Annotated in this window: 13 protein-coding genes; 11 read left to right on the plus strand and 2 right to left on the minus strand. The window is 66.5% G+C overall.

Features of this window, described 5'->3' with window-relative positions:
- Positions 1 to 230: 230 nt before the first annotated feature.
- From CNE_RS02315 to CNE_RS02345, 7 genes are all read left to right on the plus strand, one after another.
- Positions 231 to 1,667: a sodium:solute symporter family protein gene (locus CNE_RS02315; RefSeq protein ID WP_013955538.1), complete on the plus strand. Its 1,437-nt coding sequence runs from the start codon at positions 231 to 233 to the stop codon at positions 1,665 to 1,667.
- A 164-nt stretch (positions 1,668 to 1,831) separates the two neighbouring features.
- Positions 1,832 to 2,176: an FmdB family zinc ribbon protein gene (locus tag CNE_RS02320; RefSeq protein WP_041228286.1), complete on the plus strand. Its 345-nt coding sequence runs from the start codon at positions 1,832 to 1,834 to the stop codon at positions 2,174 to 2,176.
- A 14-nt stretch (positions 2,177 to 2,190) separates the two neighbouring features.
- Complete coding sequence (locus CNE_RS02325; RefSeq protein WP_013955540.1) at positions 2,191 to 2,913, plus strand: DUF502 domain-containing protein; 723 nt, start codon at positions 2,191 to 2,193, stop codon at positions 2,911 to 2,913.
- A gap of 66 nt (positions 2,914 to 2,979) precedes the next feature.
- On the plus strand, positions 2,980 to 4,788 hold the full coding sequence (gene aspS / locus CNE_RS02330; RefSeq protein WP_013955541.1) for an aspartate--tRNA ligase: 1,809 nt from the start codon (positions 2,980 to 2,982) through the stop codon (positions 4,786 to 4,788).
- A gap of 212 nt (positions 4,789 to 5,000) precedes the next feature.
- Positions 5,001 to 5,912, plus strand: a complete 912-nt coding sequence (locus tag CNE_RS02335; RefSeq protein WP_013955542.1) for a membrane protein — start codon at positions 5,001 to 5,003, stop codon at positions 5,910 to 5,912.
- A gap of 98 nt (positions 5,913 to 6,010) precedes the next feature.
- Positions 6,011 to 6,499, plus strand: a complete 489-nt coding sequence (nudB, locus tag CNE_RS02340; protein ID WP_013955543.1) for a dihydroneopterin triphosphate diphosphatase — start codon at positions 6,011 to 6,013, stop codon at positions 6,497 to 6,499.
- Positions 6,496 to 7,278: an endonuclease/exonuclease/phosphatase family protein gene (locus tag CNE_RS02345; RefSeq protein WP_013955544.1), complete on the plus strand. Its 783-nt coding sequence runs from the start codon at positions 6,496 to 6,498 to the stop codon at positions 7,276 to 7,278. The genes nudB and CNE_RS02345 overlap by 4 nt, the downstream gene beginning before the upstream one ends.
- Positions 7,279 to 7,280: 2 nt before the next feature.
- Here CNE_RS02345 and mobB read toward each other — a convergent pair whose 3' ends face one another.
- Positions 7,281 to 7,796 carry a molybdopterin-guanine dinucleotide biosynthesis protein B gene (gene mobB / locus CNE_RS02350; protein WP_013955545.1) on the minus strand — a complete coding sequence of 172 codons (516 nt, stop codon included), beginning with the start codon at positions 7,794 to 7,796 and terminating at the stop codon, positions 7,281 to 7,283.
- A gap of 93 nt (positions 7,797 to 7,889) precedes the next feature.
- Here mobB and clsB point away from each other — a divergent pair, with 93 nt between their 5' ends.
- Positions 7,890 to 9,233, plus strand: a complete 1,344-nt coding sequence (gene clsB / locus CNE_RS02355) for a cardiolipin synthase ClsB (RefSeq protein WP_041228287.1) — start codon at positions 7,890 to 7,892, stop codon at positions 9,231 to 9,233.
- On the opposite strand, the gene CNE_RS02360 is transcribed toward clsB, so the two are convergent.
- A complete protein-coding gene (locus CNE_RS02360) occupies positions 9,227 to 9,544 on the minus strand; it encodes a hypothetical protein (protein ID WP_041227730.1) in 318 nt (105 codons plus the stop codon). The two genes, clsB and CNE_RS02360, sit on opposite strands and share 7 nt — an antisense overlap.
- A gap of 49 nt (positions 9,545 to 9,593) precedes the next feature.
- Here CNE_RS02360 and CNE_RS02365 point away from each other — a divergent pair, with 49 nt between their 5' ends.
- The 3 genes from CNE_RS02365 (at position 9,594) to CNE_RS02375 (ending at position 14,548) form a co-directional block, all read left to right on the plus strand.
- Positions 9,594 to 10,184: a TetR/AcrR family transcriptional regulator gene (locus CNE_RS02365; protein WP_026201385.1), complete on the plus strand. Its 591-nt coding sequence runs from the start codon at positions 9,594 to 9,596 to the stop codon at positions 10,182 to 10,184.
- A 76-nt stretch (positions 10,185 to 10,260) separates the two neighbouring features.
- Positions 10,261 to 12,048, plus strand: coding sequence for an acyl-CoA dehydrogenase C-terminal domain-containing protein (locus tag CNE_RS02370; RefSeq protein WP_041227732.1), 1,788 nt, complete (start codon positions 10,261 to 10,263; stop codon positions 12,046 to 12,048).
- A gap of 76 nt (positions 12,049 to 12,124) precedes the next feature.
- The gene (locus tag CNE_RS02375) at positions 12,125 to 14,548 is read left to right on the plus strand and encodes a 3-hydroxyacyl-CoA dehydrogenase/enoyl-CoA hydratase family protein (RefSeq protein WP_013955549.1); all 2,424 of its coding nucleotides are present in this window, start codon (positions 12,125 to 12,127) and stop codon (positions 14,546 to 14,548) included.
- Position 14,549: the final 1 nt, after the last annotated feature.

Below are 14,549 nucleotides of genomic sequence, written 5' to 3' on the forward strand. Positions count from 1 at the left end.
GAATTTTTTTCGCTCACGCTGGTCTGCGTCGCTATAATCCGCGTTTTGATTCGGCTACGACCGCAGCCCCGACCGCGTTTTCCGCCCAGCGCGAGAACTCCAGGCAGCTCGATATGCGGCCCCGACCGATGAATTGGACTCCGGGCAGATGCGCGCAAGCAACGTGCACCCATGCGCCGCCCGGCATTCGGTTTCTCGCCACAAGGGCACTTTCTGCATAGGGCAGCGGCATGCTGATCTGGTTCGTCATCATCTACTGGGTAATCTCGGTCGGCATCGGCCTGTGGGCGGCGCTGCGCGTACGCAACACCACCGATTTCGCCGTCGCCGGGCGCAGCCTGCCATTCCATATCGTCACCGCCACCGTCTTCGCCACCTGGTTCGGCTCCGAGACGGTGCTGGGCATCCCCGCCGTATTTCTCAAGGAAGGCCTGTCGGGCGTGGTCTCCGACCCCTTCGGCTCGTCGCTGTGCCTGATCCTGGTGGGCCTGTTCTTCGCCCGGCCGCTGTACCGGATGAACCTGCTGACCATCGGCGACTACTACCACAACCGCTATGGCCGGCTGGCCGAGGTGCTGACTACGCTGTGCATCGTGGTGTCCTACCTGGGCTGGGTGGCGGCGCAGATCAAGGCGCTTGGGCTGGTGTTCTTTACCGTCTCGGACGGCGCGCTGTCGCAGGAGGCCGGCATGATGATCGGCGCCGCCAGCGTGCTGGTCTATACGCTGTTCGGCGGCATGTGGTCGGTGGCCATCACGGACTTCATCCAGATGATCATCATCGTGATCGGCATGATCTATATCGGCTACGAGGTCAGCGGGCAGGCCGGCGGCGTCACGGCCGTGGTGTCGCACGCGGCGGCGGCCGGCAAGTTCGAGTTCCTGCCGTCGCTGGATCTCATCCAGATCATCGGCTTTGCGGCGGCGCTGTTCACCATGATGCTGGGTTCGATCCCGCAGCAGGACGTGTTCCAGCGCGTGACCTCGTCGCGCACCGAGCAGATCGCCGGGCGCGCCTCGGTGCTGGGCGGCGTGCTGTACTTCTGCTTTGCCTTTATCCCGATGTTCCTGGCGTATTCGGCCACGCTGATCGACCCGGACATGGTCGCCAAGTACATCAACGCCGATTCGCAGCTGATCCTGCCGAAGCTGATCCTGCAGCACGCGCCCATGTTCGCCCAGGTAATGTTCTTCGGCGCGCTGCTGTCGGCGATCAAGAGCTGCGCCTCGGCCACGCTGCTAGCGCCGTCGGTGACCTTTGCCGAGAACATCCTGCGGCCGTACTTCCGCCACCTGGACGACAAGCAGTTCCTGCGCGTGATGCAGACCGTGGTGCTGGTGTTCACCGTGGTGGTGACGCTGTTCGCGCTCAACTCGCACCTGTCGATCTTTCATATGGTTGAAAATGCCTATAAGGTCACCTTGGTCTCGTCCTTCGTGCCATTGGCCTTCGGCATGTTCTGGAAGCACGCCACCCGCCAGGGCGGGCTGGCGGCGATCCTGCTGGGCCTGTCTTCCTGGCTGACCTGCGAGGTGGCCTTTGCCGGTGCCGTGGTGCCGCCGCAAATGGTCGGCCTGCTGTTCTCGATCAGCGGCATGGTGATCGGTTCACTGCTGCCACAGTGGATTGCAGATCACGCACCGGTCAAGGAAGTCCATATCGCCTGACGCCCGGGGGTCTGCAACCCCTTCATTTCCGGCGATCAGGCAGCCCCGGAACGGTTTATAATTCAAGGCTTTGCATCGTCGCGCGGGAATTTCCCGCAGCCGCCATGGCCCGCGGCGATGTCCGCCTTTGTACCGATTCCGAAGTTTTCTCGCGAAATAACACCATGCCGATCTATGCCTACCGTTGCGACGCCTGCGGCCACGGGCGCGATGTGCTGCAGAAAATGAGCGATGCCCCGCTGACGGACTGCCCGTCGTGCGGCGTCGCCGGCTCGTTCAAGAAACAGCTGACTGCTGCTGGTTTCCAGCTCAAGGGCTCGGGCTGGTATGTGACCGACTTCCGCGGCGGCAGCGCCAGCGCGCCGGCAGCCACCGGCGCCGCGGGTGGCACCTCCGCAGCGGCGGCCAGCGCCCCGGCGGCGGCTGAATCGTCGGCCAGTCCTGCCTCGTCCGCTTCGGCCACGCCCGCGGCAGCCGGCGGCTGCGGCAGCGCCTGCGCCTGCCATTGAGCCGGACCCGTCCCGTGGTTGCCAAGAAGACTTCCGCCCTGAAAACCTGGTTCCTGACCGGGCTGCTGGTGCTAGTGCCGCTGGGCATCACGCTGTGGGTGCTCAGCCTGATCATCGGCACGATGGACCAGAGCCTGGCGCTGCTGCCCGAGGCCTGGCGCCCGGACCGGCTGATGTTCGGCAAGCGCGTGACCGGCCTGGGCGCCATCCTCACGCTGCTGGTCATCCTGCTGGTCGGCCTGCTGGCGCATAACTTCATCGGCCAGCGCCTGGTGCGCTGGTGGGAAGCGCTGCTGGGCCATATCCCGGTGGTGGGCCCGATCTACACCAGCGTCAAGCAGGTCTCGGACACGCTGCTGTCGTCCTCGGGCAATGCCTTCCGCAAGGCGCTGCTGGTGCAGTACCCGCGCGAGGGCTCGTGGACCATTGCCTTCCTGACCGGGCGCCCCGGCGGCGACGTGCAGAACCACCTGCAGGGCGAATACGTCAGCGTCTATGTGCCGACCACGCCGAATCCGACCTCGGGCTTCTTCCTGATGATGCCCAAGGCCGACACCATCGAACTCGACATGACCGTCGACGCCGCGCTCAAGTACATCGTCTCGATGGGCGTGGTGGCACCGGCGGAATTGCCGCGCAAGAACGGCAGCGTGCCCCGGCCGGCAGCCCCGGCCAGTCCGGCCAATCCGGCCGGCAGGGCCAGCAACGAGGAAACGGTCGAGACGACCGATCCTTAAGCATCCAATCTGATCACGGGCCGCCCGATGCGTTTCGGGCGGCCGCGTTTTACCGGGAATCTCTTTATGTCCTCCATGCGTACTCACTACTGCGGTCTGGTGACCGAACAATTCTCGGGCCAGGAAGTGGCCCTGACCGGCTGGGTCCAGCGCCGCCGCGACCATGGCGGCGTGATCTTCATCGACCTGCGCGACCGCGAAGGCCTGGTGCAGGTGGTGTGCGATCCGGACCGCCCCGAGATGTTCAAGGCCGCCGAAGAGATCCGCAATGAGTTCTGCATCCGCGTCACCGGCAAGGTCCGTCCGCGCCCGGCCGGCACCGAGAACGCCAACCTGACCTCGGGCAAGATCGAGGTGCTGTGCCATGAGCTGACCGTGCTGAACCCGTCGGTCACGCCCCCGTTCCAGCTCGACGACGACAACCTGTCGGAAACCACGCGCCTGACGCACCGCGTGCTGGACCTGCGCCGCCCGCAGATGCAGTACAACCTGCGCCTGCGCTACAAGGTGGCGATGGAAGTGCGCAAGTTCCTGGACGCGCAGGGCTTTATCGACATCGAGACCCCGATGCTGGGCAAGAGCACGCCCGAAGGCGCGCGCGACTACCTGGTGCCGTCGCGGGTGAATCCGGGCCACTTCTTCGCGCTGCCGCAGTCGCCGCAGATCTTCAAGCAGATGTTGATGGTGTCGGGCTTCGACCGCTACTATCAGATCACCAAGTGCTTCCGCGACGAAGACCTGCGCGCCGACCGCCAGCCGGAATTCACGCAGATCGACTGCGAGACCTCGTTCCTGACCGAGCAGGAGATCCGCGACCTGTTCGAGGACATGATGCGCACGGTGTTCAAGAACGCCATCGACGTCGACCTGGACGCCAGGTTCCCAGTGATGGAGTTCCGCGAGGCCATGGCCCGCTTCGGCTCGGACAAGCCTGACCTGCGCGTCAAACTGGAATTCACCGAGCTGACCGAGGTGATGAAGGACGTCGATTTCAAGGTGTTCTCGGGTCCCGCCAACAGCGACAACGGCCGCGTGGTCGGCCTGCGCGTGCCGGGCGGCGCTGCGATCTCGCGCGGCGAGATCGACGCCTACACCCAGTTCGTCGGCATCTACGGCGCCAAGGGCCTGGCCTGGATCAAGGTCAACGAAGTGGCCAAGGGCCGCGACGGCCTGCAATCGCCGGTCGTCAAGAACCTGCACGACGCCGCCATTGCCGAAATCCTCAAGCGCACCGGCGCCCAGGACGGCGACATCATCTTCTTCGGCGCCGACAAGGCCAAGGTGGTCAACGACTCGATCGGCGCGCTGCGCCTGAAGGTCGGCCACTCTGACTTCGGCAAGGCCAACGGCCTGTTCGAAGACACCTGGAAGCCGCTGTGGGTGGTCGACTTCCCGATGTTCGAGTACGACGAGGAAGACGCGCGCTGGGTGGCCATGCACCACCCGTTCACCAGCCCCAAGGACGAGCACCTGGAATACCTCGAGACCGACCCGGGCAAGTGCCTGGCCAAGGCCTACGACATGGTGCTGAACGGCTGGGAAATGGGCGGCGGCTCGGTGCGGATCTTCCGTTCGGACATCCAGAGCAAGGTGTTCCGCGCGCTCAACATCAACGACGAGGAAGCCCGTGCCAAGTTCGGCTACCTGCTGGACGCGCTGCAGTACGGCGCGCCCCCGCACGGCGGCCTGGCCTTCGGCCTGGACCGCATCGTCACCATGATGGCCGGCGCCGACTCGATCCGCGACGTGATCGCCTTCCCCAAGACCCAGCGGGCCCAGGACCTGCTGACCCAGGCCCCGAGCTCGGTCGACGAGAAGCAACTGCGCGAGCTGCATATCCGCCTGCGCGTCGCCGAGCCCAAGCCGACGGCCTGAGTTGCCTGAAGCTCGCAAAAAAGCCGCGCAATTGCGCGGCTTTTTTGCTTTATGCGCAACGTCGGGTCGACTGTGCTGTGAGGCGCGCGGCGCATTGGTTTCGATTTGTTACCGGTCGGAACGAAGGGCGCCGCCGCGAGGTCTGCTCTTTTTGACACGTAATTTGCCGAGGGGCCTCGCAATGAAGGCTTCCGGCACTCGGGAGGAAATTCGTGACCCTGGATATCGACCTGATCCGCCAGTTCCTGCTGGCCCATGACCAAACCATCCTGACCTGGCTGGTGGCCGGGTTGCTGATGATGCTGCTGGCGCGCTTCGAGCTGCGCCGCGCCGTGCGCCGCTCGGCGCAGGCCATGTCTGAATCGGTGGCCACCACCGTGGCGGCCTGCGTGCCCGACATCGCCCATGCGGTGCAGTCGGCCGCGCCCGCCGCGGTGGCCGAGCCGGTGGAAATGCAGCGCGCCGAAGCGTTGCGCCGGCTGGCGCTGGATACCGTCGGCGTGGTCATGACGCGCGGGCGCTGGCTGGACGAGCTCGGCAACCTGCGCCTGGCCGACGACGCCTTGCTGGCCGGCCAGCGCGCCGACGGCGCCGACCCGCTGCTGGTGGTGGCGCCGCAGCCGGTGGTGCAGGCCTACCTGGATGCGCAGCGCGTGTTCGAGGACGAGGCCGCGCAGGTGCAGGCGCTGCGCCGCGATGCCCAGCGCGTGCAGGAGGCGCTGCAGGCCCTGGACGCCGAGGTTGCCCATATCGAGCAGGAAACTGGCAGCATCGTGCTGCGTTTCGAGCAGGTCAACGCGCAGGCGGCGCAGGGCATGGATGGCGGCGACTACCAGCGCTTCCTGATCCAGAAGTACAACGCGCTGGGACAGCGCGAGAAGGAAATCGCGCTGGAGCGCACGCGGCTGCAGGGCGAGGTCCGGCACCGCGCCGACGCCCTAGCCACGCACGCGCATGGCGCGTCCAAGCGCTACCGCCAGGCGCTGGCGCCGCTGATGGACCAGCTGCGTGCCGCCTGGGGCCACGGCGATTCGCCCCAGGTGTTCGACACCTGGCAGCGCACCGCGGGCGACGAGCCGTACCTGGCACCCCATACCTCGTATGGCGCGCGCAGCGCCGCCTGAAGGCCGCCGACAGTCGCCTCGGGCGGGCGCCGCCACGCTTTCGCGTGGCAACGTGGCGCGGCTGCGCTATCCTTGGGTTTGTCCTTTCGCCCAGACCCATGTCCTACAAGATCCCGGAATCCGTGCTGGTGGTGATTTACACGCCAGATCTTCAAGTCTTGCTGCTGGAACGCGCCGATCGCCCGGGGTTCTGGCAGTCCGTGACCGGCAGCCTCGACACCCTGGACGAACCCCTGGCCCTGACCGCCGCGCGTGAAGTGGCCGAGGAAACCGGCCTCATCACCGGCGAGCACCAGTTGACCGACTGGGGCCATACCATCCAGTACGAGATCTACCCGCAGTGGCGCCACCGGTACGCCGAAGGCGTCACGCGCAATACTGAGCATTGGTTCGGGCTGCGCGTGCAGGAGGCGCTGCCGGTGACGCTGGCGCCACGCGAACACCTGCAATACCAGTGGCTGCCATGGGAGCAGGCGGCGCAGCAGTGCTTTTCCAGCAGCAATGCCGAGGCCATCCGCCAGTTGGCCTGGCGCGCGGCCGGGGCTGGCGCTGGCGAGCGGCAGGCGGTGTACGGAGCGCAGCCATGAAGCTGCGCGTGGTTACCTACAACATCCACAAGGGAGTGACCGGCATCTCGCGGCGCCCGCGCATCCAGAACGTGCGCGCCGGCCTGCATGCGATGGATGCGGACATCGTCTTCCTGCAGGAAGTGCAGGACCGCAACGACCGTCTGGTGGCCGCGGCGCTGTTCGATCCGGAGCATACGCAGCTCAACTACCTGGCCACTGACGCCTATCCGCACTCGGTCTACGGACGCAACGCGGTCTATGACTACGGCCATCACGGCAACGCGATCCTGTCGCGCCACCCGATCCTGATGTCCGAGAACCTGGATATTTCCGACCACCGCTTCGAGCAGCGCGGGCTGCTGCATGCGGTGGCGGATGTGCACGGGGTGGAAACCCACCTGATCTGCGTGCATTTCGGTCTGTTTGCGCGCAGCCGCGCGCGCCAGGCCGAGGCTCTGGTGGAGCGCGTGCGCAATGTAGTGCCGGCCGGCATGCCGCTGGTGATCGCCGGGGACTTCAACGACTGGAACCACCGGCTCGATGCGCAGATCTGCAATACGCTGGGCGCGGTCGAGGCCTCGCACGCGCGTGGCGCGCGTCTGCATACCTTCCCCAGCCATATGCCGTGGTGGCAGCTCGACCGCATCTATGTGCGCGGCTATGAGATCGAGCGCGCGCATGCGCTGACCGGCCGCGACTGGGCGCAGCGCTCGGATCACGTGCCGCTGGTGGCGGAACTGGGGCATCCGCAGGGCGAGTTGGCCATGCCCGCGGAGCCCGCCGGCAAGGCCGCCTGAATTCAGCGCGCGCGCTCCGGATAGTCGCGGATGAAGGCGAACACCGCCTGCGGGTCGTTCAGGTCCAGCACCGGCAGCGCGGTCATGGCGGCCACCGCGGCAGGGTCGTCGCTGGCCACCGCCACCACGCCCGGCACCTCGTCCCACAGCGGCGTGCGCCCCAGCGCCGGGCGATATACCTCCAGCTTGGGAAAATCACTGCGCTTGTAGCCCTCAACCAGCACCAGTTCGGTGTCGGCCGGCAGTACGGCGAGCGCATCGTCCAGTTCGGGCGAGGGCACCGCTTCCGGATAATGGCGCATCAGCGTCAGGTGGCGCGCGCCGACCAGCACGACATTGGCGCAGCCGGCCTCGCGCATGCGCCAGGAGTCCTTGCCGGGCGTGTCGGGGTCAAAGCCGTGGTGGGTGTGCTTGACGCCGGCCACGCGCAGGCCGGCGGCGACGAAACAGGGGATGAGCTGGTCCAGCAGCGTGGTCTTGCCGCTGCCGGACGATCCGGTAATGCCGAATACCTTCACAATGGGTTCCGTGGGGGGCGTCAGTCGTCGATGGCCCGTCGCTGGCTGCGCAGGCAAGCATCAGTATCGACGATAGCAGAGATGCGCCTGCCAATGTGCGCGCGGCGCCTTGCGCCCGGCAATCTGTCCGATAATCACGGCATGTCACGGATATCCCACTCCGCTCATGCCGACGCCCGCGCGCACGACCCGGCCGCGGCCGGCGACCACGCGCCGCGCCGCCACATGCTGCGCTGGACCTGGCGCCGCGGCAAGCCCACCACCGGCAATGCGGTGCGGCTGCTGCACGGCGGCCAGGACTTCTTCCCCGCGCTGATCGCCGCCATCGACCAGGCCGCGTTCCAGGTGATGCTGGAAACCTACATCTATGCCGATGACGAGGTCGGCCGCGCGGTCAGCGACGCGCTGATCCGCGCCGCCGCGCGCGGCGTGACCGTGCGCGTGACGGTGGACGGATTCGGCGCCGGCGACATGCCCGCCGAGCTGGCCGCGCGGCTGCGCGCCGGCGGCGTGCAACTGCGCGTGTTCCGCATGCTGCGCGGCTTCCGGCTGGCGCGGCGCCACCTGCGCAGGCTGCACCGCAAGCTGGCGGTGATCGACCGGCGCGTCGCCTTCGTCGGCGGCATCAATATCATCGACGACCACAACCACGGCCCGTTCGAGGGCGCCAACCTGGGGCCGCGCTATGACTTCGCGGTGCAGGTCAGCGGCCCGCTGGTGGACGGCATTGCGCTGTCCGCCGAGCGGCTCTGGTGGCGCTTGTCGCTGCGCGATATGCACGGCGCCGAACGCGCCGCCGCGGTGGCCGACTACCCGCTGGTCACCGACCTGCCGCCGCGCCCGGAAGCCGCGGGCGGCGTACGCGCCGCGCTGCTGCTGCGCGACAACCTGCGCAACCGCCGCACCATCGAGCGCGAATACCTGCGCGCGCTGGGCGCCGCGCGCCACGACGTGATCCTGGCCAACGCCTACTTCCTGCCTGGCCACAGGATGCGGCGCGCGCTGCTGGCCTGCCGCGCGCGCGGCGTGCGCGTGCGGCTGCTGCTGCAGGGCCGGGTCGAATACCGGCTGCAGCACTACGCCACCCATGCGCTGTACGCCTCGCTGCTGGAGGCCGGCGTCGAGATCTACGAGTATGCCGAGAGCTTCCTGCATGCCAAGGTGGGCGTGGTGGACGAGGCCTGGGCCACGGTCGGGTCGAGCAATATGGACCCGTTCAGCCTGCTGCTTGCACGCGAAGCCAATGTCGCCGTTTATGATGCGGCCTTCGCCGCTGAACTGCGTACCGCACTGGAATACGCCATTGCGCACCGCAGCGTGCGCGTGATGCCGGAGGTGCATGCGCGCCGCTCGCCGCTGCACCGGCTCGCCAACTGGACGGCCTATATGGTGCTGCGCCTGGGTGTCGTCATTGCTGGTGTCACAGGGCGCTACTGAACGGCAGCCGCGAGCGCGATGTACGTTTGCTGCCATGCGGCAGGGCGCTGGCTGCAACCGGTTGCAACGCCAGCCATGGCCGACATGAAGGACATGCTGCATTGCAGTCCGTTTAGAAACAGCGGTCTAATTAAAAGCTTGATGGTCGGCTGCTGCGCCAGAATAATCTGAACGACCGTTCTTTTTTGGCTTAGACTGCGTGCATTCGCGGTATGCACCGGCAAATCCGCCGGTTCGGCCGCAAGCAGAAATGCAACGTCAGGGTCATACGCGATGCCGCAGCAGGGCATCGCAGAACGGAGAAAAAACATGCGACACCAGTCAGCCCGTCTCGAATCCGCCGCCGCCTCCCCCGCGCCAATGCGCAAGGGTGAAATGACGCGCGTGGCGATTCTGGATGCCGCACTGGAATTGTCGTCCCGCGACGGGCTCGAAGGTCTGACCATCGGGCTGCTCGCGGAACGCATGCAGATGAGCAAGAGCGGTGTCTTCGCGCATTTCGGTTCGCGCGAAGACCTGCAGGTGGAGGTGGTGCGGGAGTATCACCGCCGGTTCGAGCAGGAGGTGTTCTATCCCTCGCTGCAGGAGCCGCGCGGACTGCCCCGGCTGTGGTCGATGGTGCGGCGCTGGATGGAGAAGCGCATCCAGGAAGTGACGACTGGATGCATCTACATCAGCGGCGCCGTGGAGTACGACGACCGTGCCGGCAGCCTGGTGCGTGACGAACTGGTCAAGAGCGTCACCATCTGGCGGGCAGCGCTCACGCGCGCCATCAACCAGGCGCGGGAGGAAGGGCACCTGCGCGCGGACTGCGATCCGCGCCTGATGCTGTTCGAGATGTACAGCCTTGAACTAGGCTTGCATCATGACGCCCGTTTCCTGCGCCTGCCTGACAGTGCCGAGCTTGCCATGGTCGCGCTCAACAAACTGATTCAGTCTTACCGTACCTGAGGTCGCCCCAGTCGGACCGTATCGCGCAAGCGGGACGGGCGGCGTGGCGGCATCGCACAACTCCAAGGAGTCTCAGATGGGCCAGTACACCGCACCGTTGCGCGACATGCAGTTCGTGCTCCATGAACTGCTCGGCGCCGAAGCCGAACTCAAGGCGATGCCGCCGCACGCGGACATCGACGCGGACACCATCAACCAGGTCATCGAAGAAGCCGGCAAGTTCTGCTCGGACGTGGTATTCCCGCTCAACCAGGTGGGCGACCGCGAAGGCTGCACCTACGTCGGCGACGGCGTGGTGAAGGCCCCCACCGGCTTCAAGGAAGCCTACCAGCAGTACGTCGAAGCCGGCTGGCCGGCGCTCGCCTGCGATCCCGAATTCGGCGGCCAGGGCCTGCCGATCGTGATCAACAATGTGGTCTACGAGATGCTGAACTCGGCCGGCCAGGCCTGGACCATGTACCCGGGCCTGTCGCACGGCGCGTACGAGGCGCTGCACGCGCACGGCACGCCCGAACTGCAGCAGACCTACCTGCCCAAGCTGGTCTCGGGCGTGTGGACCGGCACCATGTGCCTGACCGAGCCGCACTGCGGCACCGACCTCGGCATCCTGCGTTCCAAGGCAGAGCCGCAGGCCGACGGTTCGTACCTGATCTCGGGCACCAAGATCTTCATCTCGGCCGGCGAGCACGACATGGCCGAGAACATCATCCACCTAGTGCTGGCACGCCTGCCGGACGCGCCGGGCGGTACCAAGGGCATCTCGCTGTTCGTGGTGCCCAAGTTCATCCCCGATGCCAACGGCAACCCGGGCGAGCGCAACGGCATCAAATGCGGCTCGATCGAGCACAAGATGGGCATCCACGGCAACGCCACCTGCGTGATGAACCTGGACGGCGCGCGCGGCTGGATGGTCGGCGAGCCCAACAAGGGCCTGAACGCCATGTTCGTGATGATGAACGCCGCGCGCCTGGGCGTGGGCGCACAGGGCCTGGGCCTGACCGAAGTGGCGTACCAGAACTCGCTGGCCTACGCTAAGGACCGCCTGCAAATGCGCGCGCTGACCGGCCCGAAGGCGCCGGACAAGCCCGCCGACCCGATCATCGTGCACCCGGACGTGCGCCGCATGCTGCTGACGCAGAAGGCCTACGCCGAAGGCGGCCGCGCCTTCAGCTACTGGACCGCGCTGCAGATCGACCGCGAGCTGTCGCACCCTGACGAAGCCGTGCGCAAGCAGGCCGGCGACCTGGTCGCGCTGCTCACGCCGGTGATCAAGGCCTTCCTGACCGACAACGCTTTCACGTCCACCAACGAGGGCATGCAGGTGTTCGGCGGCCACGGCTATATCGCCGAGTGGGGCATGGAACAGTATGTGCGCGATGCGCGCATCAACATGATCTACGAAGGCACCAACACCATCCAGGCGCTGGACCTGCTGGGCCGCAAGATCCTGGGCGACATGGGCGCCAGGATGAAGGCCTTCGGCAAGATCGTGCAGGAGTTCGTTGAAGCCGAAGGCACCAACGAAGCCATGCAGGAGTTCATCAACCCGCTCGCCGACATTGGCGACAAGGTGCAGAAGCTCACCATGGAAATCGGCATGAAGGCGATGGGCAATGCCGACGAGGTGGGTGCCGCCGCGGTGCCGTACCTGCGCGTGGTGGGCCACCTGGTGTTCTCGTACTTCTGGGCCCGCATGGCCAAGATCGCGCTGGAGAAGGAAGGCAGCGGCGACAAGTTCTACACCGCCAAGCTGGCCACGGCACGCTTCTATTTTGCCAAGCTGCTGCCGGAAACCGCCGCCGAGATCCGCAAGGCGCGCGCCGGTTCGGCCACGCTGATGGCGCTGGACGCAGACCTGTTCTGAGTCGACTCTACCCGTCGTTCCCGGCCGGGAACGACGGCTTCGCATCTGTCTAACGCTCACTAATCCAGGAGCGAGCATGTCCAATTTCATCGTCAAGAAAGTCGCCGTGCTGGGTGCCGGCGTCATGGGGGCGCAGATCGCCGCCCACCTGATCAATGCACGCGTGCCCGTGGTGCTGTTCGACCTGCCGGCCAAGGAAGGCCCCAAGAACGGCATCGCGCTGCGCGCCATCGAGAACCTGAAGAAGCTCTCGCCCGCGCCGCTGGGCATCAAGGAAGAGGCCGGCCTGATCCAGGCGACCAACTACGAGGACGACATCGCGCTGCTCAAGGAATGCGACCTGGTGATCGAGGCGATCGCCGAGCGCATGGACTGGAAGCACGACCTGTACAAGAAGGTCGCGCCGCACCTGGCCTCGCACGCGATCTTCGCGACCAACACCTCGGGCCTGTCGATCACCGCGCTGTCCGACGGGTTTGATGCCGACCTGAAGTCACGCTTCTGCGGCGTGCACTTCTTCAACCCGCCGCGCTACATGCACCTGGTCGAGCTGATCCCGACCGCGACCACGCAGCCGCAGATCCTCGACCAGCTTGAAGCGTTCCTGACCACCACGCTCGGCAAGGGCGTGGTGCGCGCCAAGGACACGCCCAACTTCATCGCCAACCGCGTCGGCATCTTCTCGATCCTGGCGGTGTTTGCCGAAGCCGAGAAGTTCGGCATCCCGTTCGACGTGGTCGATGACCTGACCGGCTCCAAGCTGGGCCGCGCTAAGTCCGCCACCTTCCGCACCGCGGACGTGGTCGGCCTGGACACCATGGCGCACGTAATCAAGACCATGCAGGACACCCTGCACGACGACCCGTTCGCGCCGGTGTACAAGACCCCGGCCGTGCTCAAGAGCCTGGTCGACGCGGGCGCGCTGGGCCAGAAGACCGGCGCCGGCTTCTACAAGAAGGAAGGCAAGGCCATCAAGGTGCTCGACGCCAAGACCGGCCAGTATGTCGATGCCGGCAAGAAGGCCGACGAGATCGTGGTGCGCATGCTGAAGAAGGATGCGGCCGAGCGCATCAAGCTGCTGCGCGAGTCGACCAACCCGCAGGCGCAGTTCCTGTGGGCGGTGTTCCGCGACGTGTTCCACTACATCGCCGTGTACCTGGAGCAGATCGCCGGTTCCGCCGCCGATATCGACCTGGCGATCCGCTGGGGCTTCGGCTGGACCTCGGGTCCGTTCGAGGACTGGCAGTCGGCCGGCTGGAAGCAGGTGGCCGAGTGGGTCAAGGAAGACGTGGAAGCCTGCAAGGCGCTGTCGGCGGCGCCGCTGCCGGCATGGGTATTCGAGGGTCCGGTGGCAGAGAACCAGGGCGTGCACGCCGCCGCCGGTTCGTGGTCGCCGGCGACGCAGTCGTTCGTCGTGCGCAGCACGCTGCCGGCGTACCAGCGCCAGGCATTCCGTGCCGCGATCAAGGGCACTGCCGCGGCCGATCCGCGCAAGGCCGGCCGCACCGTCGAAGAGAACGACGCCGTGCGCATCTGGGTGAGCGAAGGCCAGGACGACGTGCTGGTCGTCTCGTTCAAGAGCAAGATGAACACCATCGGGCCGGACGTGATCGACGGCCTGACCCGCGCCATCGACCTGGCCGAAGCCGGTTACAAGGGCCTGGTGGTATGGCAGCCGACTTCGCTGCAACTGGGCGCGCCGGGTGGCCCGTTCTCCGCCGGCGCCAATCTGGAAGCGGCCATGCCCGCCTTCATGATGGGCGGCGCCAAGGGCATCGAGCCGTTCGTGAAGAAGTTCCAGGACGGCATGATGCGCGTGAAGTACGCCTCGGTGCCGGTGGTCTCCGCGGCGTCCGGCATTGCGCTGGGCGGCGGCTGCGAGCTGATGCTGCACTCGGCTTCGCGCGTGGCCGCACTGGAGACGTATATCGGCCTGGTCGAAGTGGGCGTGGGCCTGGTGCCGGCCGGCGGCGGCCTGAAGGAAGCCGCGCTGGCAGCCGCGCGTGCGGCGCAGGCCGCGGGCAGTACCAACATCCTGCAGTTCCTGACCAGCCGCTTCCAGAGCGCGGCCATGGCCAAGGTCTCGGCTTCGGCGCTGGAAGCGCGCCAGATGGGCTACCTGCAGCCGTCCGACAAGATCGTCTTCAACGTGCATGAGCTGCTGTACGTGGCGCAGAACGAAGTGCGCGCGCTGGCCAACGCGGGCTACCGCGCGCCGCTGCCGACGCTGGTCCCGGTGGCCGGCCGCTCGGGCGTTGCCACCATCAAGGCATCGCTGGTCAATATGCGCGACGGCGGCTTTATCTCCGCACACGACTTCCTGATCGCCAGCCGCATTGCCGAAGCGGTGTGCGGCGGCGACGTCGAGGCCGGCTCGCTGGTGAGCGAGGACTGGCTCCTGGCGCTGGAGCGCAAGGCCTTTGTCGACCTGCTCGGCACCGGCAAGACGCAGGAGCGCATCATGGGCATGCTGCAGACCGGCAAGCCGGTGCGTAACTAAC

Source organism: Cupriavidus necator N-1 (assembly GCF_000219215.1).
Lineage (GTDB): Bacteria > Pseudomonadota > Gammaproteobacteria > Burkholderiales > Burkholderiaceae > Cupriavidus > Cupriavidus necator.